21 protein-coding genes and 1 pseudogene are annotated in these 24,418 nt (G+C 72.6%); 5 read left to right on the plus strand and 17 right to left on the minus strand.

The window, feature by feature from the left end:
• Window positions 1–152: 152 nt before the first annotated feature.
• Window positions 153–1,628: a hypothetical protein gene (locus ADL08_RS19075; protein ID WP_053644528.1), complete on the minus strand. Its 1,476-nt coding sequence runs from the start codon at window positions 1,626–1,628 to the stop codon at window positions 153–155.
• A 425-nt stretch (window positions 1,629–2,053) separates the two neighbouring features.
• Here ADL08_RS19075 and ADL08_RS19080 point away from each other — a divergent pair, with 425 nt between their 5' ends.
• Window positions 2,054–2,707, plus strand: coding sequence for a bifunctional DNA primase/polymerase (locus tag ADL08_RS19080; protein ID WP_053644531.1), 654 nt, complete (start codon window positions 2,054–2,056; stop codon window positions 2,705–2,707).
• Window positions 2,708–2,815: 108 nt separating this feature from the next.
• Here ADL08_RS19080 and ftsY read toward each other — a convergent pair whose 3' ends face one another.
• From ftsY to ADL08_RS19105, 5 genes are all read right to left on the minus strand, one after another.
• Window positions 2,816–4,042, minus strand: a complete 1,227-nt coding sequence (gene ftsY, locus ADL08_RS19085) for a signal recognition particle-docking protein FtsY (protein ID WP_053644533.1) — start codon at window positions 4,040–4,042, stop codon at window positions 2,816–2,818.
• Between the two features lie 175 nt (window positions 4,043–4,217).
• Window positions 4,218–5,651, minus strand: coding sequence for a sugar porter family MFS transporter (locus ADL08_RS19090; RefSeq protein WP_053644535.1), 1,434 nt, complete (start codon window positions 5,649–5,651; stop codon window positions 4,218–4,220).
• Between the two features lie 226 nt (window positions 5,652–5,877).
• Complete coding sequence (gene smc / locus ADL08_RS19095) at window positions 5,878–9,423, minus strand: chromosome segregation protein SMC (protein WP_053644537.1); 3,546 nt, start codon at window positions 9,421–9,423, stop codon at window positions 5,878–5,880.
• A 234-nt stretch (window positions 9,424–9,657) separates the two neighbouring features.
• Window positions 9,658–9,876: a hypothetical protein gene (locus ADL08_RS19100; protein WP_053644539.1), complete on the minus strand. Its 219-nt coding sequence runs from the start codon at window positions 9,874–9,876 to the stop codon at window positions 9,658–9,660.
• A gap of 387 nt (window positions 9,877–10,263) precedes the next feature.
• Window positions 10,264–10,545: an acylphosphatase gene (locus tag ADL08_RS19105; protein ID WP_053644541.1), complete on the minus strand. Its 282-nt coding sequence runs from the start codon at window positions 10,543–10,545 to the stop codon at window positions 10,264–10,266.
• Window positions 10,546–10,726: 181 nt separating this feature from the next.
• On the opposite strand from ADL08_RS19105, the gene ADL08_RS19110 reads away from it, so the two are divergent.
• Complete coding sequence (locus tag ADL08_RS19110; protein WP_053644542.1) at window positions 10,727–11,719, plus strand: CAP domain-containing protein; 993 nt, start codon at window positions 10,727–10,729, stop codon at window positions 11,717–11,719.
• Window positions 11,720–11,738: 19 nt separating this feature from the next.
• Here the strand turns inward: ADL08_RS19110 and mutM are convergent, their stop codons facing one another.
• From mutM to ADL08_RS19155, 9 genes are all read right to left on the minus strand, one after another.
• Window positions 11,739–12,626: a bifunctional DNA-formamidopyrimidine glycosylase/DNA-(apurinic or apyrimidinic site) lyase gene (mutM, locus tag ADL08_RS19115; RefSeq protein ID WP_053644544.1), complete on the minus strand. Its 888-nt coding sequence runs from the start codon at window positions 12,624–12,626 to the stop codon at window positions 11,739–11,741.
• Window positions 12,627–12,808: 182 nt separating this feature from the next.
• Complete coding sequence (gene rnc, locus ADL08_RS19120; RefSeq protein WP_053644546.1) at window positions 12,809–13,615, minus strand: ribonuclease III; 807 nt, start codon at window positions 13,613–13,615, stop codon at window positions 12,809–12,811.
• Window positions 13,616–13,635: 20 nt separating this feature from the next.
• A complete protein-coding gene (gene rpmF / locus ADL08_RS19125) occupies window positions 13,636–13,809 on the minus strand; it encodes a 50S ribosomal protein L32 (protein WP_015036448.1) in 174 nt (57 codons plus the stop codon).
• A 2-nt stretch (window positions 13,810–13,811) separates the two neighbouring features.
• The gene (locus tag ADL08_RS19130) at window positions 13,812–14,546 is read right to left on the minus strand and encodes a YceD family protein (RefSeq protein ID WP_234352191.1); all 735 of its coding nucleotides are present in this window, start codon (window positions 14,544–14,546) and stop codon (window positions 13,812–13,814) included.
• Window positions 14,547–14,639: 93 nt separating this feature from the next.
• Window positions 14,640–15,707 (minus strand): cell division initiation protein, encoded by a 1,068-nt coding sequence (locus ADL08_RS19135; RefSeq protein WP_053644548.1) that lies wholly within the window; start codon window positions 15,705–15,707, stop codon window positions 14,640–14,642.
• A 110-nt stretch (window positions 15,708–15,817) separates the two neighbouring features.
• Window positions 15,818–16,297 carry a pantetheine-phosphate adenylyltransferase gene (gene coaD / locus ADL08_RS19140; RefSeq protein ID WP_199837039.1) on the minus strand — a complete coding sequence of 160 codons (480 nt, stop codon included), beginning with the start codon at window positions 16,295–16,297 and terminating at the stop codon, window positions 15,818–15,820.
• 26 nt (window positions 16,298–16,323) lie between these two features.
• Window positions 16,324–16,908, minus strand: a complete 585-nt coding sequence (gene rsmD, locus ADL08_RS19145; protein WP_053644552.1) for a 16S rRNA (guanine(966)-N(2))-methyltransferase RsmD — start codon at window positions 16,906–16,908, stop codon at window positions 16,324–16,326.
• Between the two features lie 69 nt (window positions 16,909–16,977).
• Window positions 16,978–19,179 (minus strand): ATP-dependent DNA helicase RecG, encoded by a 2,202-nt coding sequence (gene recG, locus ADL08_RS19150; protein WP_053644554.1) that lies wholly within the window; start codon window positions 19,177–19,179, stop codon window positions 16,978–16,980.
• Between the two features lie 59 nt (window positions 19,180–19,238).
• Window positions 19,239–21,017, minus strand: coding sequence for a DAK2 domain-containing protein (locus ADL08_RS19155; RefSeq protein WP_053644555.1), 1,779 nt, complete (start codon window positions 21,015–21,017; stop codon window positions 19,239–19,241).
• 237 nt (window positions 21,018–21,254) lie between these two features.
• On the opposite strand from ADL08_RS19155, the gene rpmB reads away from it, so the two are divergent.
• Window positions 21,255–21,440 (plus strand): 50S ribosomal protein L28, encoded by a 186-nt coding sequence (gene rpmB / locus ADL08_RS19160; RefSeq protein WP_003957616.1) that lies wholly within the window; start codon window positions 21,255–21,257, stop codon window positions 21,438–21,440.
• 186 nt (window positions 21,441–21,626) lie between these two features.
• Here the strand turns inward: rpmB and thiD are convergent, their stop codons facing one another.
• On the minus strand, window positions 21,627–22,427 hold the full coding sequence (gene thiD, locus ADL08_RS19165) for a bifunctional hydroxymethylpyrimidine kinase/phosphomethylpyrimidine kinase (protein ID WP_053644557.1): 801 nt from the start codon (window positions 22,425–22,427) through the stop codon (window positions 21,627–21,629).
• A complete protein-coding gene (locus ADL08_RS19170; RefSeq protein ID WP_053644559.1) occupies window positions 22,424–23,386 on the minus strand; it encodes a thiamine-phosphate kinase in 963 nt (320 codons plus the stop codon). The genes thiD and ADL08_RS19170 overlap by 4 nt, the downstream gene beginning before the upstream one ends.
• 233 nt (window positions 23,387–23,619) lie before the next feature.
• Here ADL08_RS19170 and ADL08_RS19175 point away from each other — a divergent pair, with 233 nt between their 5' ends.
• Together ADL08_RS19175 and ADL08_RS19180 are read left to right on the plus strand one after the other, a co-directional pair.
• Window positions 23,620–23,853, plus strand: coding sequence for an Lrp/AsnC family transcriptional regulator (locus tag ADL08_RS19175; protein ID WP_017947604.1), 234 nt, complete (start codon window positions 23,620–23,622; stop codon window positions 23,851–23,853).
• 20 nt (window positions 23,854–23,873) lie between these two features.
• Window positions 23,874–24,353, plus strand: a pseudogene (locus tag ADL08_RS19180) (DUF3515 domain-containing protein); the annotation flags it as partial.
• Window positions 24,354–24,418: the final 65 nt, after the last annotated feature.

Consider the following 24,418-nt stretch of genomic DNA (forward strand, 5'->3'; position numbering starts at 1 on the left):
ACGGCGCCCGGCGGGCGCCCGGTGGGGGGCGGGGGACGCGAACCGGCCGCGCCGGCGTCCGTGTGTCCTTGCGGCGGGGGAGCCGAGTCGGGCAGTACGGGACGTCCGGCGCGGCCGGGGTCCGGGCGGGCCCTCGGGGGCCCGGGCGGGGGTCAGACGGCTTCGGCGGCCTCGGGGAGGAGCTGGGCGAGCCGGTCGGTGAGCTGGACGACCTCGGCGACGTCGCCGAAGCCGCGGGCGGCGTGGTCGACGGTCTTGCGGAGCCGGGTGTTGACCCGCTCGGAGCGGATGCTGCGGGCGACGCCGAGGGCCTTCTCGGCGAGGACGACGGACTGCTCGGGCTCGCGCTTGAGGAGGTGGACGGTGGCCAGTCCGATCAGGTTGAGGGCGTACGACCGCTGGTGGTCGGCGTCCTTCTCGAAGAGTTCGACGGCCCGCTCCATGAGGGGCTCGGCGAGCGAGGCGTACGTCGGGGAGCGGCCGGCGACGTAGGCGAGGTCGCGGTAGGAGTGGGAGTTCTCGCCGTTGAGCTCGGCCTCGGAGAAGAACCGGATCCAGTCGGGCTCGGGCTCGCCGTCGAGGCCGACGTCGGCGAAGGTGTCCTCGGCCATCCGGACGGCCCGCCTGCACTTGGAGGGCTGGCCCATGTTGGCGTAGGCGCGGGCCTCCATCGCATACAGCATGGCCTGGGTGCGTGCGGTGGCGCAGTCCCGGCTGCCGTACTGGGCGAGGTGGATGAGTTCGAGGGCGTCGTCGGGCCGGCCGAGGTGGATCATCTGACGGCTCATGGACGAGAGGATGTACGAGCCGAGGGGCTTGTCGCCGGCCTCCTTGGCGGCGTGCAGGGCGAGCACGAAGTACTTCTGGGCGGTGGGCTGGAGGCCGACGTCGTAGCTCATCCAGCCGGCGAGTTCGGCGAGTTCGGCGGCGCAGGTGAAGAGGCGCTTGGAGACGTCGGCGGGGTGGGGCTCCTGGAGGAGGTCGGTGACCTCGCGGAGCTGTCCGACGACGGCCTTGCGGCGCAGTCCGCCGCCGCACTGGGCGTCCCACTTGCGGAACATCGCGGTGGTGGACTCCAGGAGGTTGAGCTCCACCTCGGAGAGCCGCTGCGGGCGGCGGGCGTCGGCGAGGGGGGTGGGGCGCTCGGCCTCGCCCGTCGGGGTGGGGACGAGCCAGCGCTGCATCGGTTCGATGAGGGCGGGTCCCGCGGCGAGGGAGAGGGAGGAGCCGAGGAAGCCCCGGCGGGCGAGCATCAGGTCGCTGCGGGAGAACTCGCTGAGCAGGGCGACCGTCTGGGGACCGGCCCAGGGGAGGTCGACCCCGGAGACGGAGGGCGACTGGTGGGCGGCGCGCAGGCCGAGGTCCTCGACGGCGACGACGGATCCGAAGCGCTCGGAGAAGAGCTCGGACAGGATCCGCGGGATGGGCTCGCGGGGCTGCTCGCCGTCGAGCCAGCGGCGCACGCGCGAGGTGTCGGTGGAGATGTGGTGCGCGCCCATCTGGCGCGCCCTGCGGTTCACCTGGCGCGCCAGCTCGCCCTTGGACCAGCCGCTGCGCACGAACCACGAGCCCAACTGCTCGTTCGGGCGCTTGCCGGCAGTCGTACCGTCTGCGCCGTTGCCGCCCACTGGAACGCCCCCATCCACCTGATTGCCTGTCGTGCGAACCCTTAACAGAATGCCGTCTCTCACGGCGTCCGTCCGGCGTTCGCCCTCCTTCGAACTGGAAACCGGGTTGCCACCGGCATACCCACGCGTGCAGTGCGTCCCACGGTTCGAGTACCGAAAGTAACCCTACGATCACCTCTCTACGAGGGGGATTCAAGAAACGCCACCATTCGCCACCCCTTCGAATGAACCCGCTCCCCGTGGAACGCGCTTCACTTGACATGCGACGAACCGGAGTCGGCGGACGGATGCGCGAAGAGGCGCGCGCCCCGGCCCGCACCACCCTTCGCACGACCGTGCGCCACCCTCGGCGACGCAGCGTGACGGCGGGTGACGGCGGTGCTCCCGGTCGTAACCACCGGCGCGCTCGACCCGTTGGAGGGGACATGGGTTTCACGATCGGCGGCATTCGTGAGATGCGGTCCGGCGCACGCCGCCGCGTACGCGCCACGGAGTGCACAGCGGTGGCGGAGTACACGGGGCTGTGGGGCTGGGACGTGGTCCCCGGCGCGCGGGCCGTCTCCGGTCGGTGCTCCTGCGGCGATCCGGTGTGCGCGACCCCCGGGGCGCACCCGCTCTCCTTCGCGGAGCCGGTCCCGGCGGGCGCCGGGCTCGACGACGCCGCCAAGGCCTGGTCGGAGCACCCGGGCGCGGCGCTGCTCCTCCCGGTGGGCCGGGCCTTCGACGTGATCGAGGTGGCGGAGGCGGCGGGCCGGCGGGCCCTGGTCCGCCTGGAGCGCATGGGCCTTCCGCTCGGCCCGGTGTGCGCGACGCCGACCGGCCGGGCGCGGTTCTTCGTGGCGCCGGGCGCGGCGGCCGAACTGCCGCGGCTGCTGTACCGGATGGGCTGGGACGACGCCGGTCTGGACCTGCACTGCCTGGGCCCCGGCTCGTACGTCACCGCTCCCCCGTCGGATCTGGGCGGCCTCGGGCCGGTGCGCTGGCTGCGGCCCCCGACCCTGGACACGGCGGGCGCGCCGCCGCAGGCGCGGCTGCTGCTCGGCACCCTGGCGTACATCTGCCACCGCACGCACTTCTGACGTCCGGGACGCGTCTCTGGCGTCCGGGACAGCACTTCTGGCGTCCGTACGGGAAAGGGCCCCCGCCGGGAATCGGCGGGGGCCCTTCACGCGTGCGCGTGGACGCGGTCAGTCGCCGATCAGGGCGTCGACGAAGGCGCCCGGCTCGAAGGGGGCCAGGTCGTCCGGGCCCTCGCCCAGGCCGATGAGCTTGACCGGGACGCCCAGCTCGCGCTGGACGGCGACGACGATGCCGCCCTTGGCGGTGCCGTCGAGCTTGGTCAGGACGATGCCGGTGATGTCGACGACCTCGGCGAAGACGCGGGCCTGGATCAGGCCGTTCTGGCCGGTGGTGGCGTCGAGGACGAGGAGGATCTCGTCGAGCGGGCCGTGCTTCTCGACGACGCGCTTGACCTTGCCGAGCTCGTCCATGAGGCCGGTCTTGGTGTGGAGGCGGCCGGCGGTGTCGATGAGGACGACGTCGGCGCCCTCCGCGATGCCCTCCTTGACCGCGTCGAAGGCGATGGACGCCGGGTCGCCGCCCTCCGGGCCGCGGACGGTGCGGGCGCCGACGCGCTCGCCCCAGGTCTGGAGCTGGTCGGCGGCGGCGGCGCGGAAGGTGTCGGCGGCGCCGAGGACGACGGACTTGCCGTCGGCGACGAGGACGCGGGCCAGCTTGCCGGTGGTGGTGGTCTTGCCGGTGCCGTTGACGCCGACGACCATGACGACGCCGGGGACGTCGGCGGGGCTGTCGGTCTTCACCGTGCGGTCGAGGTCGGGACCGAGGAGGGTGATCAGCTCCTCGCGCAGGAGGCCGCGCAGCTCGTCGGGGGTGCGGGTGCCGAGCACCCGTACGCGCTCGCGCAGCCGCTCGACGAGTTCCTGGGTCGGGGCGACGCCGACGTCGGCGGTCAGGAGGGTCTCCTCGATCTCCTCCCAGGTGTCCTCGTCGAGGTGCTCGCGGGAGAGGAGCGTGAGCAGCCCCTTGCCGAGCGAGTTCTGGGAGCGGGCGAGGCGGGCCCGGAGCCGTACGAGACGGCCGGCGGTGGGTTCGGGAACCTCGATCACGGGGGCCGGGGGCTCGGCGACGACCGGGTCCTCGACGGCGGTCGGCGTCCCGGTGGCCTCCTCGGCCGTGGGGAGTTCGACCTCCTCGACCGTGCGGCGTGGTTCTTCCCGCGGTGTCTCCGCCTCCTCGCCGACGCGCGGCTCGGCGGGCGGAGCGGTGATGGTCGGCGGGGTGGACGGCGGCTCGGCCGGGGGCAGCTGCTTCTTCTTGCGGCCGCTGACCACGAGCCCGCTCGTCACGGCGACCGCGACGACCAGAGCGATGACTACAGCAAGGATGAGTTCCATAACGGGTCCAGTATGGCGTCCCCCCGCCCGCGCCCCCCGTACTCCCCGTGGGGCACGCCCCCGTGTACGGGCCGGTCCGCCGTTCGGCGGTGCCGCGCACGGGAACCGCCCCGGTCCGGGGCGCGGGCCTCGGTCCGGGGCGGTCCTTCGTGGGTGAGGAGAGTGGCAGCGGGGATCAGCCCATCTCCTCCAACGCCTTGCCCTTGGTCTCCTTGACGTACCGGAGCACGAAGGGGATCGAGAGCACGGCGAAGACCGTGTAGATGACGTAGGTGCCGGAGAGGTTCCAGTCCGCGAGGGACGGGAAGCTGGCGGTGATGGCCCAGTTGGCGATCCACTGGGCGGAGGCGGCGACGCCGAGCGCGGCGGCGCGGATCCGGTTGGGGAACATCTCGCCGAGGAAGACCCAGACCACCACGCCCCACGAGAGGGCGAAGAAGAGCACGAAGACGTGGGCGGCGACGAGGGCGACGACGCCCTGGGTCTCGGGCAGCTTGCCGTCGACGAGGTCGGCGGAGAAGGCCCAGGCCTCGAAGGCGAGGGCGATCGCCATGCCGACGGAGCCGACGAGGGCGAGCGGCCTGCGGCCGACCCGGTCGACCAGGACCATCGCGATCACGGTGCCGATGATGTTGATGATCGACGTGGTGAACGAGTAGAAGAACGAGCTGGACGGGTCGATGCCGACGGACTGCCAGAGGGTCGCGGAGTAGTAGAAGGCGACGTTGATGCCGACGAGTTGCTGGAAGACCGAGAGGCCGATGCCGACCCAGACGATGGGCAGCAGCTTGAAGCGGCTGCCGGTGACGAACAGGTCCCAGAAGGTCGACTTGTGTTCGCGGCGCATGGCCTGCTGGATCTCGCTCACCCGGTGGTCCAGGTGCACGCCCTTGCCCTCGACCTCGGCGAGGACCTCCTTGGCCTTGTCGATCTTGCCGACGGAGATCAGGAAGCGGGGGGACTCGGGGATCGCGAAGGAGAGCAGGCCGTAGAGGAGGGCGGGGACGACCATCACGCCGAGCATCCACTGCCAGGCCTCCAGGCCGCCGATCTTGCCGCGCTGGTCGCCGTCGGCGAGCTGGAGGATGCCGTAGTTGACCAGCTGGGAGATGGCGATGCCGACGACGATGGCGGCCTGCTGGAAGGAGCCGAGCCGGCCGCGGTAGGCGGCGGGGGCGACCTCGGCGATGTAGGCGGGGCCGATGACGGAGGCCATGCCGATGGCGAAGCCGCCGATGATCCGCCAGAAGGCGAGGTCCCAGAGGGCGAAGGGCAGTGCCGAGCCGACGGCGCTGACGGTGAAGAGGACGGCGGCGATCCGCATGCAGCGGATGCGGCCGATGCGGTCGGCGATCCGGCCCGCGGTGGCGGCGCCGATGGCGCAGCCGATCAGGGCGATGGCGATGACCTGCGCGAGGGTGCCGGAGCCGATGTCGTACCGGTCGCGGATCGCCTCGACAGCGCCGTTGATGACGGAGCTGTCGTAGCCGAAGAGGAAGCCGCCCATCGCGGCGGAGGCCGTGATGAAGATGACGTGACCGAGGTGGTCCGGGTGGGCGGCGCGGCCTTCTGAGGGGGGCGGCGGGGACGCCGACTCAGTGCTGGTCACATGGACTCCTGGATGCTCCGGCAGCGTTGTCGGGGCGTGGGGGGCGAGCCCTTCAAGTGGCGCACAACTTCACGCCGCCCACCACTTGAAGGTAAAAGTAACGTTGCAGAGACTATGCGTTCAAGTTTCGAAGTCAAGGGTTCCCCTCCTGTGAATTTGAGAGCAGGGCCATACCCTTTAAGTTCAACTCTTGAAGGCGACTCGAAGATGGTCAGGACTGAAGTCGCTAGCGCAGCCTTTGGCTGATGACCTTGGATACCCCGTCGCCCTGCATGGAAACGCCGTACAGCGCGTCCGCGACCTCCATGGTCCGCTTCTGGTGCGTGATCACGATCAGCTGCGAGGACTCCTGGAGTTCCTGCATGATCCGGATCAGCCGCTGGAGGTTGGTGTCGTCGAGCGCCGCCTCGACCTCGTCCATCACGTAGAAGGGGCTGGGCCTGGCCTTGAAGATGGAGACGAGGAGCGCCACGGCCGTCAGCGAGCGCTCGCCGCCGGACAGCAGGGAGAGCCGCTTGACCTTCTTGCCCGGCGGGCGGGCCTCCACATCGACGCCGGTGGTGAGCATGTCGTCCGGATCGGTGAGGACGAGACGGCCCTCGCCGCCCGGGAAGAGGCGCGAGAAGACGCCCTCGAACTCGCGGGCCGTGTCCCGGTAGGCCTCGGTGAAGACCTGCTCGACGCGCAGGTCGACCTCCTTCACGACCTGAAGCAGGTCGGTCCGGGTCTTCCTCAGGTCCTCCAGCTGCTCCGAGAGGAACTTGTGCCGCTCCTCCAGGGCCGCGAACTCCTCCAGGGCCAGCGGGTTCACCTTGCCGAGCTGGTGGTGGGCCCGCTCGGCGGCCCTCAGCCGCTTCTCCTGCTCCGAACGGACGAACGGCCGGGGCGCGGCGGGCTCCGCTCCCTCCTCCCCCTCGACCGCGGGCGGCGGGGGGACGGGCTGGTCGGGGCCGTACTCGGCGATCAGGGCGGCCGCCCCGACGCCGAACTCCTCCAGCGCCTTCGCCTCCAGCTGCTCGATCCGCAGCCGCTTCTCGGCGCCGAGGACCTCGCCCCGGTGGACGGAGTCGGTCAGCTTGTCCAGCTCGGCCTTGAGGTCCCGGCCCCGGGCCCGGGCCGCCGTGAGCCCCTGCTCCCGGTCGGCCCTGGCCGCCTCGGCGACCGCCCGCTCCCGCTCGGCGCGGGACAGCGAGACCTCGACGTGGGCCAGGAGCGTCCTGGCCCCGGCGGCGACCGCGCCCGCGACCTCCGCCTCGTGGCGGAGCCGGGTCCGGCGCTGCTCGGCACGCGCGCGTGCCTCCCGTTCGGCGCGGGCGGCCCGGTCGAGGGAGTCGGCCCGTCCGGCGAGCCCCTTGACCCGCTCCTCGTGGGTACGGACCTGGAGCCGGGCCTCCATCTCGGCCTGGCGCGCCCGGGAGCCGTCGGCCGCGAGCCGGTCGCGCGCGGAGGCGTCGGGCTCCTCGTCCCCGCCCTCGCCGGCGGCCTCCTCGGCCACCAGGAGCCGTTCGGCCAGTTCCCCGGCGTCGGCGGTGGCCTTCTCCAGGGCCTCCTGGGCGCGGGCGGCGGCCGCGGCGGCGCGCTCGGCCTCCCCCGCGGCTCCCCTGGCCTGTCCGGCGAGCCGGCCGAGCCGCTGGGCGACGGCGGACTTCTCGCGCTCGGCGGTACGGCGGCGGGCGTCGAGTTCTTCGACGAGCGCGGCGGCGGTGCGGCGCCGCTCGCCGGCCTCCTCCCGCTCGGCCGCCAACCCCTCGCACCGCACGCCCAGTTCGCCGAGCTCGGCGGCGGCCTCGGCCACGGAGGCCTGGACTTCGAGGAGGCTGGGGGCGCCGGCGGAGCCGCCGTGCGCGACGTGCGAGCCGAGCAGGTCCCCCTCGGTGGTGACGGCGGTCAGCGCGGGCCGGGCCCTGACCAGCTCCGCGGCCTCGTCCAGGTCGTCCACGACGACGACGCCGTCGAGCAGGCGGTGGACGGCGCCCATGAGGTCGGCGGGCCCCCGGACGAGGTCGGCGGCGTACGGGCGCCCTCCGGGCGCGGGGCCCACCGGCTCCGGGTCCGGGTCCCGGGCTCCGGTGAGGAGCAGGGAGGCCCGGCCCGCGTCCTGCTTACGCAGCAGGCGGAGGGCCTCGACGGCGGCGGCGGGGCCGGCGGCGACCGCGTCGGCGACCGCGCCGAGGGCGGCGGCGACGGGGACCTCGTAGCCGGGGGTGACGGTGAGGAGGTCGGCCGCCGGGCCGAGGAGGCCGGTGAGTCCGGCGTCGAGCAGGGCGCCCGTGCCGTCCTTGCGGCGCAGCCCGAGGGCGAGGGTGTCGTGGCGGGCCCGGGTCGCGGCGCGGCGGCGCTCGGCGGTGTCGAGGGCTTCGCGGGCGGCGCCCAGGGCGGCCTCGGCCCCGACGAGCCCGCGGCGGGCCTCCTCGTGCCGTTCCGCGTGCTCGGTGCCCTCCGCGTCGAGGTCGTCGACCTCCGCCCTGAGCCGTTCGTACTCCTCCTGGGCGGCGGCGGCCCGCTCGGCCGCCTCGTCCCGGGCCTCGGCGAGCCGGTCGATCTCGGCCCGGGCGGCGGCGGCGCGCGAGCGGGCCGCGTCGGCCCGGCCCTGGAGGCGGGCGAGGCCCTCGCGCCGGTCGGCGAGGGCGCGGGCCGCGTCCTTGAGGCGGCGCTCCTCGTCCGTCAGGGCCCGCTCCAGGTCGGCGCGGTGGGCGACGGCGTCGTCCAGGGCGCGTTCGGCCGCCTCCAGGGCGGCTTCGAGCTCGGCCTCCTGTTCGCGGACGCGGGCCGCCTCCCGTTCCAGGTCCTCGGGGTCGCGGCCGCGCCGCTCCTCGGGGGGCGCGGTGGTGGCGCTCTTCACGCGCGCGTCGGCCAGGGAGACGGTGCCCCGGACGCGTTCGGCGAGCTGGGAGAGGTCGTACCAGGTCTGCTGGGCGCGCTCCAGGCGGGGCACGAGCGCGCGGGCCTCCGCCTCCAGGCCTGCCTCCAGGGCGAGGGCGGCGCGCAGTTCGGTCCCGGTGGCCTCCTTGCGCGCGAGGAGGGCCGTCTCGTCGGCGACCTCGGCGGTGAGCGCCGCCCCGAGGCGGACGAGGTCGTCGGCGAGGAGGCGGAGGCGCGCGTCGCGCAGGTCGGCCTGGATGACGACGGCCCGGCGGGCGACGGCGGCCTGCCGGCCGAGCGGCTTGAGCTGCCGGCGCAGTTCGTCGGTGAGGTCCTGCACGCGCGCGAGGTTGGCCTGCATCGCGTCGAGCTTCCGCAGCGCCTTCTCTTTCCGCTTGCGGTGCTTGAGGACGCCGGCGGCCTCCTCGATGAAGGCGCGGCGGCCCATCGGGTCGGCGTGCAGCACGGAGTCGAGCTGTCCCTGTCCGACGATGACGTGCATCTCGCGTCCGATGCCGGAGTCGGAGAGCAGGTCCTGGAAGTCGAGCAGACGGCAGGTGTCGCCGTTGATCTGGTACTCGCTGCTGCCGCCGCGGAACATGATCCGGGTGAGGGTGACCTCGGCGTAGTCGATGGGCAGGGCGCCGTCGGAGTTGTCGATGGTCAGCGAGACCTCGGCGCGGCCGAGCGGGGGGCGCCCGGTCGTGCCGGCGAAGATGACGTCCTCCATCTTGCCGCCGCGCAGCGACTTGGCGCCCTGTTCGCCCATGACCCAGGAGAGGGCGTCCACGACGTTGGACTTGCCCGAGCCGTTGGGACCCACGACGCAGGTGATTCCCGGTTCGAACCTCAGTGTGGTGGCCGAGGCGAACGACTTGAATCCGCGGAGCGTCAGGGCCTTGAGGTGCACGTCGGGGACTCTACCGGGGCCCGCGCGTTTCACCCGCGAACGCGGAGGGCAGATCCTCGGATGAGGAAGGGGGAGACATGGGGGACTCCGGGGAAACAGCGGGTGAAAGCAAGAAGGGACGCCGAAGCGTCCCTTGCGTGTCCAGCCGACATGCGTCGGGCTCCATATGCGGCTGTATGGCGGCCGGCCTCGCCGACCTGTGTGTTTCCCACCTGGCCCCTCGGGGCTGGGCTGTCAGGTGAGCGCAGGCTCCGCCTGGGGTACGTCGAGGTCGATGCTGTCCAGCAGCGACTCTCCCTGGTGATGAGCGGCGGCAGCGGCGAGCGCGTCGTTCTCGGACTGGATCCGTACCAGCTCGGATTCGAGGTCCTGGACGCGCTGCTGGAGCCGTCGCATCTCGGCGAGGAGTCGCGGGTCGGAGCCGCCGACGTAACCGAGAAGCGCCTTTGCCATGATGGATGGTCCTCCACAATGAGTGACCGACCGAAGCGGTGTGGGTCGTGAGGGATTCGCACCCGCGGTGTTCGGCAGTGACTTGTTGTGCCGGTTCCACTGCCCAACAACTAAGGTGCGCGGGGCTTCCAGAGTCTCACCAAAAAGTTTGACGGTCAACACGATCACGCCCCGTCCGAAGGGACGACCGGGGAGTCCACGGCCGCTCAGGGGGCAGTCGCGCCTCTCGACCCGGCGCCTCGGGGCGTCGCGCTCGATCTCACCGGGCAGCCTTCCACGGCGGGCGCTCCTTGGCAACCACCAGGCGCTTTCCCCTTCTCACGCCCGTTACGGCGCGTTCACGCAAGGCCTCTTCGCGTCACCGGAAGGGCTCTCGGAGGGTGATCGTCAGCGGATGGCGAACCCGTCGTAACCGCCGCGCGGGGTGTCCCAGATCTCAGTGACTCCGTCCACGCGTCCGGGTGTGTCGTCGGAGTGGAGCCAGTCGAGCAGACGGTGGCAATTCTCACGCGGCCCCTCGGCCACGACCTGCACCCGGCCGTCGTCGAGGTTGAGGGCGAAGCCCACCAGGCCGCCGATCTCCAGAGCGTTTGCCCTGGTGAACCAGCGGAAGCCCACTCCCTGTACCCGGCCGCGTACCCAGGCGGTCATCCGTGCGTCGTCGCTCATGGCTGCACGCTAACGGGCATGCCACCCGACGAGCACATCGCCCCCCGCTTCCCACTCGCGTACAGTCCCGACGAACGCGTCTCACCCGTTCGGGCGCGCGCCGTTCGACGGCCGGACCGGAACGGTACCGACCGCAAAGATCAGCAAAGATCAGCAGGGAAACCAGCAGGAGGGCAGAGCCATGGGACGCCACCGTCGCTCCGGCGCCGCACCCGCCGCAGAAGACTACGCGGCCGGTACGGACCGCCGGCACCGGGGTGACCGCCGCAGGCGGTCCGTGCGCACCGGTCTGCTCGGCGCCTCCGCGGCGGTCGCGGTCGGCGCGGTCGCGGTCGCCTCGGGCCTCCTGCCCGGCGGGGAGACGCTCACGGTCGGCAGCACCGGCACGGCCGAGCGCCAGACGCAGTCCCGGCAGGCCCCGGAGCTGACGACGCAGGGCGGGGCGACCGAGACGCCGACGGGCACGGGCGCGGCCACGCGCACCGGGAAGCCGGTCTCTCCGTCGGCCGAGCCGAGCACGAAGCCGAGCGCCGAGCCGAGCGCCAAGCCGAGCCCGAAGCCCGCGAAGACCACGGCTTCCCCGAGCGCGAAGCCGAAGCCCGAGCCGACGCCGTCTCCCGAGCCGAAGCCGAAGGTCACGAAGAAGGCGGCCCCGAAGCCCGCGAAGACGGCCGTCCCGAAGCCCGCCGCCCCGAAGGCCTCGGCCGCCCCCACCACCGAGGCGCCCGCGCCGAAGCCGAAGGCGACCACCCGGGCCCCGGCCCGGAAGGCCGCACCCGCCTCCACGGCGAGCCGGGGCGACGCCGCCGAGGCGGAGGTCCTCCGCCTGGTCAACGCCGAGCGCGCCACGGTGGGCTGCACCCCGGTCGATGCCGACGCGCGGCTCGCGTCGCTGGCGGGCGCGTTCAGCGCGGACATGGCCGCCCGCGGCTTCTTCGACCACACGGACCCCGACGGGGCCACCCCGTGGACGCGCGCCCAGAAGGCGGGCGTATCGACCCTGGCCGGCGAGAACATAGCCCGCGGCCAGGCGGACGCGGCGGCCGTGATGAAGTCCTGGATGAACAGCGACGGCCACCGCGCCAACATCCTGAACTGCGACTTCAAGACGATGGGCGTGGGCGTGTACTTCGGCGACGGCGGCCCCTGGTGGACCCAGGACTTCGGCTACTGAGCGTCCGCCGGGGCCCGGCTCACGTCGTGACGACGCGTGGCGGGCGCTGGCAGCGCGGGCAGAAGTAGCTGGAGCGGTTCATCCAGGCGCGGCGCCGGATCGGGGTGCCGCAGCGGCGGCAGGGCTCGTCCTCGCGGCCGTAGGCGTCGAGCGAGCGGTCGAAGTAGCCGGACTCGCCGTTGACGTTCACGTACAGGCTGTCGAAGCTGGTGCCGCCGACGGCGAGCGCCGCGTTCATCACGTCCCGGACGTGTCCGAGGAGTTCGGCCGAGCGCGGCCGGGTCAGGGTGGCGGTCGGCCGGTCGTAGTGCAGCCGGGAGCGCCAGAGCGCCTCGTCCGCGTAGATGTTGCCGACGCCGCTGATCAGGGACTGGTCCAGCAGCGCCCGCTTGATCGTCGTGCGGCGCAGGCGCAGCGCGCTCTGGAAGGCGGCGTCGTCAAACTCCGGGTCCAGCGGGTCGCGGGCGATGTGCGCGATGACGTCCGGGAGGCCGTCGGGGCTCTGGTCGTGGAGCGAGAGCCCGCCGAAGGTGCGCTGGTCGACGAAGCGGAGTTCGGTGCCGGCCGCACCCCTGGCGGAGTCGTCGTCGGACGGCGTGAAGCGGACCCGGATCCGCAGGTGCTTCTCGTCGGGGGCCTCGTGCGGCTGGACGAGGAGCTGGCCGCTCATGCCCAGGTGTCCGAGCACGGCCGTCCCGGTGTCGGCCAGCGGCAGCCAGAGGTACTTGCCGCGCCGCCGCGCGCCCTCGAACCGCTGCCCCTCCAGCCGGGCCGCGAAGTCCTCGCCGCCCGCCACGTGCCGTCGTACGGCCCGGGGGTGCAGGACCTCGACCCCGGCCACGGTCCGTCCGGCGATCCAGCGCTCCAGACCGCGCCGTACGACCTCGACCTCGGGCAGTTCGGGCACGGTGCTCCTCCGGACTCGTTCACCACTTCCGCGGCGCTTCTTCGGCACTTCTTCGGCACTTCTTCGACGGCCGGAACCACCCTACTGCCGTCCGGATCGCGCACGGAAAACGCGCGGAAAGACGGAAACCCCGCCCTGGGGCGGGGTTCCCGGAAAGCCGAGGAAACGGGCAGGACGAAGGATCAGGCCGAGGCCCGGTCCTTGGCAGGAGAGGGGTCGGCGACCGCTCCCGCCTCGGCCGCGGCCTTCGCCGCCGCCACGCGCTCGTCCGCGGCCGCGCGGATCGCGCGCCACGCGGACTCCGCCGCCTGCTGTTCCGCTTCCTTCTTGCTGCGGCCGGTGCCGGTGCCGTACGAGACACCACCGACGCGGGCGGCAGCGGTGAAGGTCTTCTCGTGGTCCGGGCCCTCCTCGGAGACGAGGTACTCCGGAACGCCCAGGCCCTCGGCCGCGGTGAGCTCCTGGAGGCTGGTCTTCCAGTCCAGGCCGGCACCGAGGTTCGAGGACTTCTCGATCAGCGGGTCGAAGAGCCGGTGCACCAGCTCGGACGCCGCGTCGAGGCCCTGGTCGAGATAGACCGCGCCGATCACCGCTTCGAGGGTGTCGGCGAGGATGGACGCCTTGTCCCGGCCGCCCGTGCCCTCTTCACCCCGGCCGAGCCGGATGAAGGAGCCGAGTTCGAGCGCGCGTCCCACGTCCGCCAGCGCACGAGAGTTGACCACCGCGGCCCGCAGTTTGGCCAGCTGGCCCTCGGGCAGGTCGGGGTGGGTGCGGTACAGCGTGTCGGTGACCACCAGGCCGAGCACGGAGTCCCCGAGGAACTCCAGCCGCTCGTTGGTGGGCAGACCGCCGTTCTCGTACGCGTACGAACGGTGGGTCAGCGCACGCACCAGAAGGGCGGACTCGAGCTTGTAGCCGAGCCGCCCTTCCAGAAGCGTGTGGGACGAGGCATGGTCCGTCTTGTCGTCCGTCTTGCGGGACTCAGACATTGCGCCTCTCACCAGCCCAATCAGACCGAGAGGACCTGGCGCTTGTTGTAGGTGCCGCAGCTCGGGCACGCGATGTGCTGCAGCTTCGGCTCCTGGCAACGCTCACACGAAACCAGGGTGGGGACCGCAGCCTTCCACTGCGACCGGCGGTGGCGCGTGTTGCTGCGCGACATCTTCCGCTTCGGAACAGCCACGGCTACTTCTCCTGCTTCTCGGCGGCGCTTCGGACGTCCCCGTCAGAGGCTTTGCCGCTCATGTTGTCCTTCTCATCGGTTCCCAGCGAACCGGCGAGTCCCTGCAGTGCCGCCCAACGGATGTCGACGGCGTCGTGGTGGTGGTCCGGGTTCTCGTTCAGGTTGGCTCCGCACTCGGAACACAGACCCGCACAGTCCTCCCGGCACACCGGCTGCATCGGCAGTGCGAGCACCACCGCATCACGCAGCACGGGTTCGAGGTCGAACATGCCGTCCTCGAGGGGGATCATGTCCTCGTCGTCCTCGGCTTCTTCGTCCGCGGCCGCCCTGGAGCGGCCCCGGTCGTCGGAGTCGGGGTACGAGAACATCTCCTGGAAGTCCACGTCGAGCTCAAGCTCGACGGGCTCCAGACACCTTACGCACTCCCCCTCGGCCGACGCACGGGCGGTGCCTGTGACAAGCACCCCTTCCATGACCGACTCAAGACGGAGATCGATGTCGATCGGAGCGCCCTCGGGCACTCCGATCACTCCTTCGACGCCCATGGCCGCAGGGGCCTCGACCGATCGCGAGAGCCGCTGCAGGGCACCAGGACGCCGCCCCAGCTCGTGCGTGTCGAACACGAGGGGGTTGCGGTGGTCGAGGCGCGTGCTCAGGGCTCTTCCTGCTTTCGGATCGTTCTGCGTCGTGGAAGGTTCGTGGGGCTGCCGGTCGCGGGCAGCACGGGTCACGGGCATACGCGTGACCGAAGAGCCAGGATACTGGACGCTTCGCCCAGGGCCCAATCCGGGCCGTTCGCCCCTTCTCGCGCCCCGCTGCCGCCGCCGTCCCTACTGCTGCTGCCCCTGGTCGTACTGCTGCTCGTACCGGCGCAGCTGCTCCAGGTCGATCATGCTCGTGTCGAAGAAGCTGGTCTCGTCGAGCGCGGCGGCCTGCTGGGGCTGGTGGGCCGGCGGGGCGGGCTGCTGGTAGGCGTACGGGTCCTGCTGCGGGTACCCGTACGGGTCGGCCTGCTGCGGCTGCTGGTACGCGTAGGGGTCCGGCTGCTGCTGGACCTGCTGGTAGGCCGCGTACGGGTCCTGCTGCGGGTATCCGTACGGGTCGGGCTGCTGCTGCGGCGGGGGCGGGACCTGCGCCGGGGCCTGCGCCGGGATCCGGGCCGGCTCGGGGTCGGAGAGCTCCGCGAGGCCGGCCAGGTAGTCGGCGTCGCTGGTGTGGACCGTGCCGCCGAGGCCGTCCTGGGCGGCCATGTGCTCGCCGAGGGCGTCGGTGGCGGTCCGGCCGTGCAGCTTCTGCCGGCCCCGCCCGACGGCCTCCAGGGTCTTGCTGAGGACCGCCTCGAAGGCGCCCAGCTTGGCGTCCACGTACTCGTCGGCCCGCTGGATCAGGGTCTGCGGGTCGGCGCTGTACTCGGGGGCGTCCTCGTCGGCGTAACCGTCCGGCCCGATCCCCGGGCCGCGGCCGAGGAGCTTCTCGCGGCCCCGGTCGACGGAGCCGATGGTCTTGTTGAGGACGACCTCGAAGTTGGCCAGCTTGGAGTCGACGTAGTCGTCGGCCTCGGCGCGGATCTCCTCGGACTCGCGGCGGGCCTCGGAGAGGATCCGGTCGGCCTCCTCCTGCGACTCCCGGGCGACCTGGGTGTCGGAGACGATCGAGCCGCGCTCGGCGTGGGCGGCGTCGATGATCCGCTCGGCCTCCTGGCGGGCCTGCTCGACCATCTGCTCGCGGCCGCCGATCAGCTCCTGGGCCTGGGCGAGGGAGCCGGGCAGGGCCTGGCGCACCTCTTCGAGCAGGGCGAGCAGCTCGGCGCGGTTGACCACGCAGGATGCCGACATGGGCATGGAGCGGGCGCCCCGCACGGTCGCCACGATCTCGTCGAGCTTCTTCTGCACGTCCACCTGGTGCTCGCCACTCTCTACAGCCGGTTGGAGAAGGACGGGACGACTGTAAGGGCAGTCGGCGCCCGTCCGACACCAGGTGACGGAGCGTCAGCGGCGGTGGCCGCGCGTCACTTCTCCGCGAGCCGTTCCGTCAGCCGTCCGAGGACCAGCGGCGGGACCAGGTGGGAGACGTCGCCGCCCCAGGCCGCCACCTCCTTGACCAGGGAGGAGGAGAGGAAGCTGTACGTCGGGTTGGTGGGGACGAAGAGGGTCTCCACGCCCGAGAGGCCGTTGTTCATCTGGGCCATCTGGAGCTCGTAGTCGAAGTCGCTGACCGCGCGCAGGCCCTTGACGATGGCGGGGATGTCGCGCTGCTTGCAGAAGTCGACGAGCAGGCCGTGGAAGGACTCCACCTCGACGTTGCCGAAGTCGGCGGTGACCTCGCGGATCAGCTCGATCCGCTCGTCGACCGTGAAGAGACCTTTCTTCGACTGGTTGATCATCACGGCCACGTGTACGACGTCGTACAGCTTGGAGGCTCGGGCGATGATGTCGAGGTGTCCGTTGGTGATGGGGTCGAATGACCCCGGACAGACGGCGCGGCGCAACGTGGGTCCCTCGCTCTCCGGTCCGGTCATCGTGCGTCTTCGCACGTAGAGGCGGCGCGACCGTACCAAAACGTTCCCTCGCCGTAACGACGGGCCCGCAGTGGCTCGAAACCGGCCGGCCAGCCGAACTCCCCGCCTCGGGTGCTGCGCTCCACGGTGACGAGGGCATCCTCGCTCAGCCAGCCCTCCGAGCGCAGTGTGAGGAGAATCTCCCGGAGCCCGGCGTCCTCGACGGCGTACGGCGGGTCGAGGAAGACCAGGTCGTACGGGTCGGCGGGAGCCGGTCCGGTGACGATCTGCTCGGCCTTGCCGGTACGGAGCTCCGCGCCCGGCAGGCCGATCGCGCGGACGTTGTCCCGGATCGTCCGCGCGGCGCGGGGGTCGGCCTCGACGAGGAGGGCGTGGACGGCGCCCCGGGAGAGCGCCTCCAGGCCGACGGCTCCGGAGCCCGCGTACAGGTCGGCGACCCTGGTCCCGTCGAGGGTGCCGAGGAGCGCCTCCCAGGTGGAGAAGAGGCCCTCGCGCGCCCGGTCGGAGGTGGGGCGGGTGCCGTTGCCGGGCGGCACGGCCAGGCGCCGCCCGCCGGCCGTACCGGCGATCACGCGGGTCATCGGTGTCCTCGTCCTGCGTCGTCCAGTGCGTACGTCTCAGGATATGGCCGCGGTCGGGCCGATGGGTGGTCAGCCCTTCTCCAGGTACTCCTCCCGGTCCTTGTCGAGGAGGGCTTCGAGGGCGGTGCGCAGGCCCGGGTGGGCGGTGAGGTCCGGATCGGCGAGGACGAGGGCGGTGGCCTCCTCGCGGGCGGCGGCGATGACCTCCTCGTCGTCGATGACGGTGAGGACCCGCAGGGAGGAGCGGACGCCGGACTGGGCCTGGCCGAGGACGTCGCCCTCGCGCCGCTGTTCGAGGTCGATGCGGGAGAGCTCGAAGCCGTCGAGGGTGGAGGCGACGGCGCCGAGGCGCTGCCGGGCGGGGCTCGCCTCGGGCATCTCGGTGACGAGGAGGCAGAGGCCGGGGGCCGAGCCGCGGCCGACGCGGCCGCGGAGCTGGTGGAGCTGGGAGACGCCGAAGCGGTCCGCGTCCATGATCACCATCGCGGTGGCGTTGGGGACGTTGACGCCGACCTCGATGACGGTGGTGGCGACGAGGACGTCGAGCTCGCCGGCGGCGAAGCGGCGCATGGCGTCGTCCTTGTCGTCGGGGTGCATCCGGCCGTGCAGGACGGCGATCCGCAGGCCGGCGAGGGGGCCGGCGCGGAGCTTCTCGGCGACGTCGAGGACGGCGAGCGGGGGCCGCTTCTCGGCGTCGTCCCCTTCGGGCGCCTTCGCCTTGGAGCCGGTCTTCCTCTGGTCCTCCTCGTCCCCGATGCGGGGGCAGACCACGTACGCCTGGTGCCCGTTCTCGACCTCCTCGCGGACCCGTTCCCAGGCGCGCGCGAGGAAGTGCGGCTTGTCGGCGGCGGGGACGACGTGGCTGGCGATCGGGGAGCGGCCGGCGGGCAACTGGTCGAGGACGGAGGTCTCCAGGTCGCCGAAGACGGTCATGGCGACCGTGCGCGGGATGGGCGTCGCCGTCATGACGAGCAGGTGCGGGGGCTGCTTCCCCTTGCCGCGCAGGGCGTCGCGCTGCTCGACGCCGAAGCGGTGCTGCTCGTCGACGACGACCAGGCCGAGGTCGTGGAACTGGACCTTGTCCTCGATCAGCGCGTGGGTGCCGATGACGATCCCGGCCTCGCCGGTGACCAGGTCCAGGAGGGCGTGGCGGCGGGCGGCGGCGCCCATGGAGCCGGTGAGCAGGACGACCTTGGTGGCGCGGTCCGCGCCGCCGAGCATCCCCCCCTCGGCCAGCTCGCCCATCATCTCGGTGACGGAGCGGTGGTGCTGCTGGGCGAGGACCTCGGTGGGCGCGAGCATCGCGGCCTGTCCCCCGGAGTCGACGACGGCGAGCATGGCGCGCAGGGCGACCATGGTCTTGCCCGATCCGACCTCGCCCTGGAGGAGGCGGTGCATGGGGTGGTCGGTGGCGAGGTCGTCGAAGATCTCGGCGGAGACCTTGTTCTGGCCGTCGGTGAGGGTGAAGGGGAGCTTGGCGTCGAAGGCGTCGAGGATGCCGTCGGGGGCGGGTTTCCGCGGGACGGCGGGCAGTTGGGTGTCGGCGTGCCGGCGGCGGGCGAGGGCGACCTGGAGGACGAAGGCCTCGTCCCACTTGAGCCGGTCCCGGGCGGCGGCGATGTCGGCCTTGGTGCGGGGCCGGTGGATCATCCGCAGGGCGTCGGGCAGTTCGGCGAGGCCGCGGCCCTCGCGCAGGGCGTCCGGGAGCGGGTCGACGGCGTCGGGGGCGCTCGGCAGGACCGCGTCGACGGCCTTGGCGATCTTCCAGGACTCCAGCTTGGTGGTGGCCGGGTAGATCGGGATGAGGGCCCCGGCCCAGACGTCCACGGCCTCCTCGGGGTCGCCGCGCAGGAGTTCGTACGACGGGTGGGCGAGCTGGAGGCGCCGGTTGAAGAGCGAGACCTTGCCGGCGAACATCGCGCGGGTGCCGGGCAGCAGGTCCTTGTGCGGCTTGTGCACGCCCTTGCCGAAGAAGACCAGCTGGAGGCGGCCGCTGCCGTCGGTGATGGTCACTTCGAGGCGCTGGCCGCGTCCCTTGGAGCCGTTGAAGGTGAGCACACGGGCGTCGGCGACCTGCGCGACCACCGTGACGTGCTCGTCGAGCGGCAGGTCGGAGAGGGTCGTCAGCTCCCCGCGCTCGGCGTACCGGCGGGGGTAGTGGTGCAGCAGGTCCCCGACCGTGTGCAGGTCGAGCGCCTCGGCCATGACCTTGGCGGTGGCGGGGCCGAGGGACTTCTTGAGTGGTTCGTCGAGCGCGGGCACGCGTTCCATTGCACACCACGGGACCGACAACCGCGCCGAAGGCTGTGGACAACCCCCGGAACCGGGGCCTATTCCACCCCGATGAGCAGCGGCGGGGCCTCCGCGCCCGCGTGGTACGCGATGGTGTCGACGGCCAGGTAGCCGCGCCGGACGTGGCCTTCGAGGTCGGCGGCGAGACCGGGCGGGGTGTCGTCGGCGACGACGAGGGTGACGAGTTCGCCGCCCGCCGAGAGCATCCGGTCCAGGACGGTGCGGGCGGTCTCGGTGAGGTCCTTGCCGATGACGGCGACGTCGCCCTCGATGAGGCCGAGGACGTCGCCGGCCTGGCAGACGCCGGCCGAGGTGAAGGACCGGTGTTCGGCGACGGCGAGTTCGGCGTAGCGGGTGGCCCCGGCGGCGGCCGTCATGGCGACGACGTCCTCGTCGAAGCGCCGGCCGGGTTCGTGGACGGCGAGGGCGGCGATGCCCTGGACGGCGGCCCGGGTGGGGATGAGGGCGACGCGGACTCCCTCGGCCCTGACGCGTTCGGCGGCCGCGGCGGCGGTCTCGCGCAGGTCGGTGTCGTTGGGCAGGAGGACGACCTCGCGCGCGTGCGCCCGGCGGACGGCCTCGACGAGTTCGTCCTCGGCGGGGGGTTCGCCGGGGCGGGCGCGGACGGTGGTCGCGCCGGCCTCGGCGCAGAGTCCGGCGAGGCCCTCGCCGGGGACCACGGCGACGATCGCGCGCGCGGCGCGTTCCCCGCGTGCGGCGCTCCCGGCGCCGTCCCCGGTCCCGCACGCGTACGCGTGCCGGCCGTCGGCGCCGTACCCGTCGTCGGTCCCGTACCCGTCGTCGGTCCCGCTCCCGTACCCGTCCTCGGTCCCGCTCCCGTGCACGGCCCCGGCCCCGTTCCCGGCTTCGGTCCCGCGTCCCGTGGCGGGCGTCGCGGCGGACGCGAAGTGGGTGATCCGGATGCGGTGGGGCCGGCCGGCCTCGACGCCGGCCTCGACGGCGGCGCCCGCGTCGTCCACGTGCACGTGGACGTTCCAGAGGCCGTCGCCGCCGACGACGACCAGGGACTCCCCCAGGGCGTCGAGGCGGGAGCGCAGCAGTCCGACGGCCGCGTCGTCGGCCTCCAGGAGGTAGATCACCTCGTAGGCGGGGCCGTCCTCGCCGGGGCACTCCTCGCGGGGGGCGGCCGGGGGGAGCGGCGCGGTCCCGGGGTGGTCGGGGGTCTGTCCGGTGACGGTCTCCAGGAGGGCGCCGAGGACGGTCACCAGGCCCCGGCCGCCCGCGTCCACGACCCCGGCGCGTTCGAGGACGTCCAGCTGGCCCGAGGTGGCCGCCAGGGCGGTCGCGGCTCCCGCGTAGGCGCCGCGGGCCACCTCCACGAGCGTGCCGCCCGCCGCGCACGCCTCGGCGGCGGCGCTCGCCACGGTGAGGATGGTGCCCTCCACGGGGTGGGCGACGGCCTGCCGGGCCGCGCGCGCGGCCTCGGCGAGGGCGCGGGCGAGGTGATCGCCGTCACGTCCGCCGGCGAGGACGGTCGCCATGCCGCGCAGGAGCTGGGAGAGGATGGTCCCGGAGTTGCCGCGGGCGCCGAGGAGGGCGCCGTGGGCCATGGCCCGTACGGTCTCGGCGGTGTCCGGGCCGGAGGCGGCGAAGACCGCTTCGACGGCCCGGTGGGCGGCTTCCGCCGTCAGGTAGAGGTTGGTGCCGGTGTCCCCGTCCGCGACCGGGTAGACGTTGATCGCGTCGATCTCCTCGCGCTCCCGTCCGAGGGCGTCGAAGGTCCTCGCGCACCAGGTCCGGACCGCTTCGGCGTCGAGCTCGACGAGCTCCTCGTCAGGCTGAAGGGCTCGCGACAACGGGGGGTCCTCCTTCGGCGGTGAGCTCACCGCAGGGTAGACCGGGGGTGTCCCGGGCGTGACCGGGGCCCGGGGCGAGGTCGGCCGAGACCATGGTAGTTTCGTTCCACCGAAGCAGTCGTTGTATGCTGTTTCGGTTGCCCGGTTCAGTCCGGGCCGTTCCCCGGCAAGCCACTTCAGACTCCTGATTCCGGTGCGCCGGATTTCACTGTAATTCTGAAGTCTTTGGAGTGACCCGTGGCTGCCAACTGCGACGTCTGCGGCAAGGGGCCGGGCTTCGGCAACAACATTTCGCACTCGCACCGCCGTACGTCCCGTCGCTGGAACCCGAACATCCAGCGCGTGCGTGCCGTGGTCGGTCGGACGCCGAAGCGGCTCAACGTCTGCACCTCGTGCATCAAGGCCGGCAAGGTCTCGCGCTAACCGCGACGTTCCGTCGTAGCGCAGCCCCTGCGGTTGCCTTGAGAGGCCGGTTCACCTCGGTGAACCGGCCTCTTGCCATGCCCGGAGACAAGCTCGGAGACAGGTCCGGGAACAAGCTCGCGAACAGGTCCGGAAACAGGCCGGGGAGCGGTCGCGCCACCGGCCGCGACCGCTTCCGGGATCCCCTCAGTCCCTGAACCGCCAGCCGTGGTCGACCGGGCCTATGCCCCTGCCCAGGGCGAATCCGGCGCCGATGGCCCCGGTCACGTACTCCTTGGCCGCCCGTACGGCCTCCGGCACCGTCAGGCCCCTGGCGAGCCCGGAGGCGATCGCCGAGGCGAGGGTGCAGCCCGTGCCGTGGGTGTGCCGGTTGTCGTGGCGCGGAGCGCGCAGCCAGTGCTCCTCCTCGCCGTCGGTGAGCAGGTCCACGGCCTCCCGGCCCGTGGGCAGGTGCCCGCCCTTGATCAGGACCCACTCCGGCCCGTACGACAGGATGCCCTCGGCGGCGGTCCTCATGTCGCTCTCGTACACGACGTGCACGTCTATGAGCTGTGTCACCTCGTCCAGGTTGGGCGTGGCGACGGTCGCGCGGGGCAACAGCTTCGTGCGTACGGCGTCGAGAGCGGACGCGGCGAGGAGCGGGTCGCCGTGCTTGGAGACGCCGACCGGGTCGACGACCACGGGCGCGTCGGTGTCCGCGAGGAGTTCCGCGACGGTCTCCACGAGCGGGGCGGTGGCCAGCATGCCGGTCTTCACGGCCTGGACGCCGATGTCGTCGACGACGGACCGGTACTGGGCGCGCACGGCCTCCACGGGCAGTTCCCAGACGCCCTGGACGCCCCGCGAGTTCTGCGCGGTGACGGCGGTGAGGACGCTCATGCCGTGGACGCCGAGCGCCAGCATCGTCTTCAGGTCGGCCTGGACGCCCGCGCCGCCGCCGGAGTCGGACCCGGCGACGGTGAGGACCAGCGGGGGCGCGGCGCTCACTCCGTCTCCCCGAAGTGGTCCCAGCCGCCGACCGCGTGCCAGGGCGCGCCGTCCACGGTGACCTGGGGCAGCGCCGAGGGGTTGAGGACCTCGCCGATGACCTTCCAGCGGGCGGGCAGCTTCACGTCCGGCGGGAAGGTGGCGACGATGGCGTGGTCCTCTCCCCCGGTGAGCACCCACTGCATGGGGTCGACGCCGACGGCCTGCCCGATGTCGTTCATCTGGGTGGGGATGTCGATGAGTCCGGAGCGCAGGTCGATGCGGACCTTGCTGGCCTCCGCGATGTGGCCGAGGTCCGCGATGAGACCGTCGCTGACGTCGCACATGGCGGTGGCGCCGAGGCCCGCGGCGGCGGGGCCCGCGTGGTACGGCGGTTCGGGCCTGCGGTGGGCCTCGACGAAGGCGCGCGGGGAGCGGAAGCCGCGGGAGAGGACCGCGTATCCGGCGGCGGACCAGCCGAGCCAGCCGGTGTAGGCGACGACGTCGCCGGGCTGCGCGCCGCCCCGGGTGACCGGGTCGTGGTTGCGCAGGTCGCCCAGGGCGGTGATGGAGACCATGATCGTGTCGCCGCGGACGACGTCGCCGCCGACCACGGCGGCGCCCGCGACCTGACATTCGTCGCGCAGCCCGTCCATGAGTTCGGTGGGCCAGGTGACGGGGAGTTCGGCGGGGACGACGAGGCCGAGGAGGAGGGCGGTGGGGACCGCGCCCATGGCGGCGATGTCGGCGAGGTTCTGCGCGGCGGCCTTGCGGCCGACGTCGTACGCCGTCGACCAGTCGCGGCGGAAGTGACGTCCTTCGAGGAGGATGTCCGTGCTGGCCACCACGCGCCGGTCGGGGGCGGAGACGACCGCGGCGTCGTCGCCGGGCCCGATCCGTACCGCCGGGGTGGAGGTGAGCCGGGACGTGAGCTCTCTGATGAGCCCGAACTCGCCCAGCTCTCCGACTGTGCCCTTCACCGCGTCTCACCTCGTGTCTTCGTGCCGGCCGGCGGGCGGGGGCGCGTCTGGGCGCGCCGCGGGTCGCGGGCCGTCACCGTGCTGGGTACCGTCAAGTAGACCGTCAACTTCTGTCCTGCGTACGCCACGCCCCGGGTGCCCCCGGACGCGCGGGTCTCCCCGCGGCCCGCGGCGACGCGGTACCGTGGCGTCCCTTTCTCCCACAAGATCCTCGTGGTCGCCCTGGAGGTTCCGTGGTACAGGCGTACATCCTCATTCAGACCGAGGTGGGCAAGGCGTCGACCGTCGCCGACACCATCTCCAAGATCCCGGGGGTGATCCAGGCCGAGGACGTGACCGGTCCGTACGACGTCATCGTGCGCGCGCAGGCGGACACGGTCGACGAGCTGGGCCGCATGGTGGTCGCCAAGGTCCAGCAAGTGGACGGCATCACGCGCACCCTCACCTGCCCGGTCGTTCATCTGTAGCCCCCGTCTACGCTTGGCCGGTGACGTCTTCCCACCGGCCCTTCGGCCTGTCCGCCGCCGTCGCGGCCGCCGTGCTGCTGCTGGCGTCCGCCGGCTGTTCCTCGTCCGGCGCCTCGGCGTCCGTCGCGGTTCCCAGTCCTCCCGCGGAGGAGGCCGCCCTCTGCCAGGCGCTGGCGAAGGAGCTGCCCGACACCGTGGCGGGGCTGGAGCGGAGTGACCCGGAGCCCGGCTCCGAGTTGACCGCCGGGTGGGGTGACGGTGCGATCGTACTGCGCTGCGGAGTCCCCCGGCCCGAAAAGATGAGCGATCCGAAGTCGCAGGGCGTCGACGTGAACGGGGTCAACTGGATGCTGGAGCGTCCGGAGGGCACCGGCCCCCGGTTCACCTCGGTGTACCGGAAGACGTACGTCGAGGTGAGCCTCGACGTACGGTACGAGCACGACGCGGGACCGCTCGGCGATCTCGCCGTCCCCGTGGCGGGGACGGTCCCGTGCGCGCTCGACGAGGAGCCCCCGGCGCCGTCCGGAAGCGACCGGGGAGCCGTTCGCGACTGCGCGCCCGACTC

Origin of the sequence: Streptomyces sp. NRRL F-6492 (assembly GCF_001280125.1) — a bacterium.
In the GTDB taxonomy this organism is placed as follows: Bacteria; Actinomycetota; Actinomycetes; order Streptomycetales; family Streptomycetaceae; genus Streptomyces.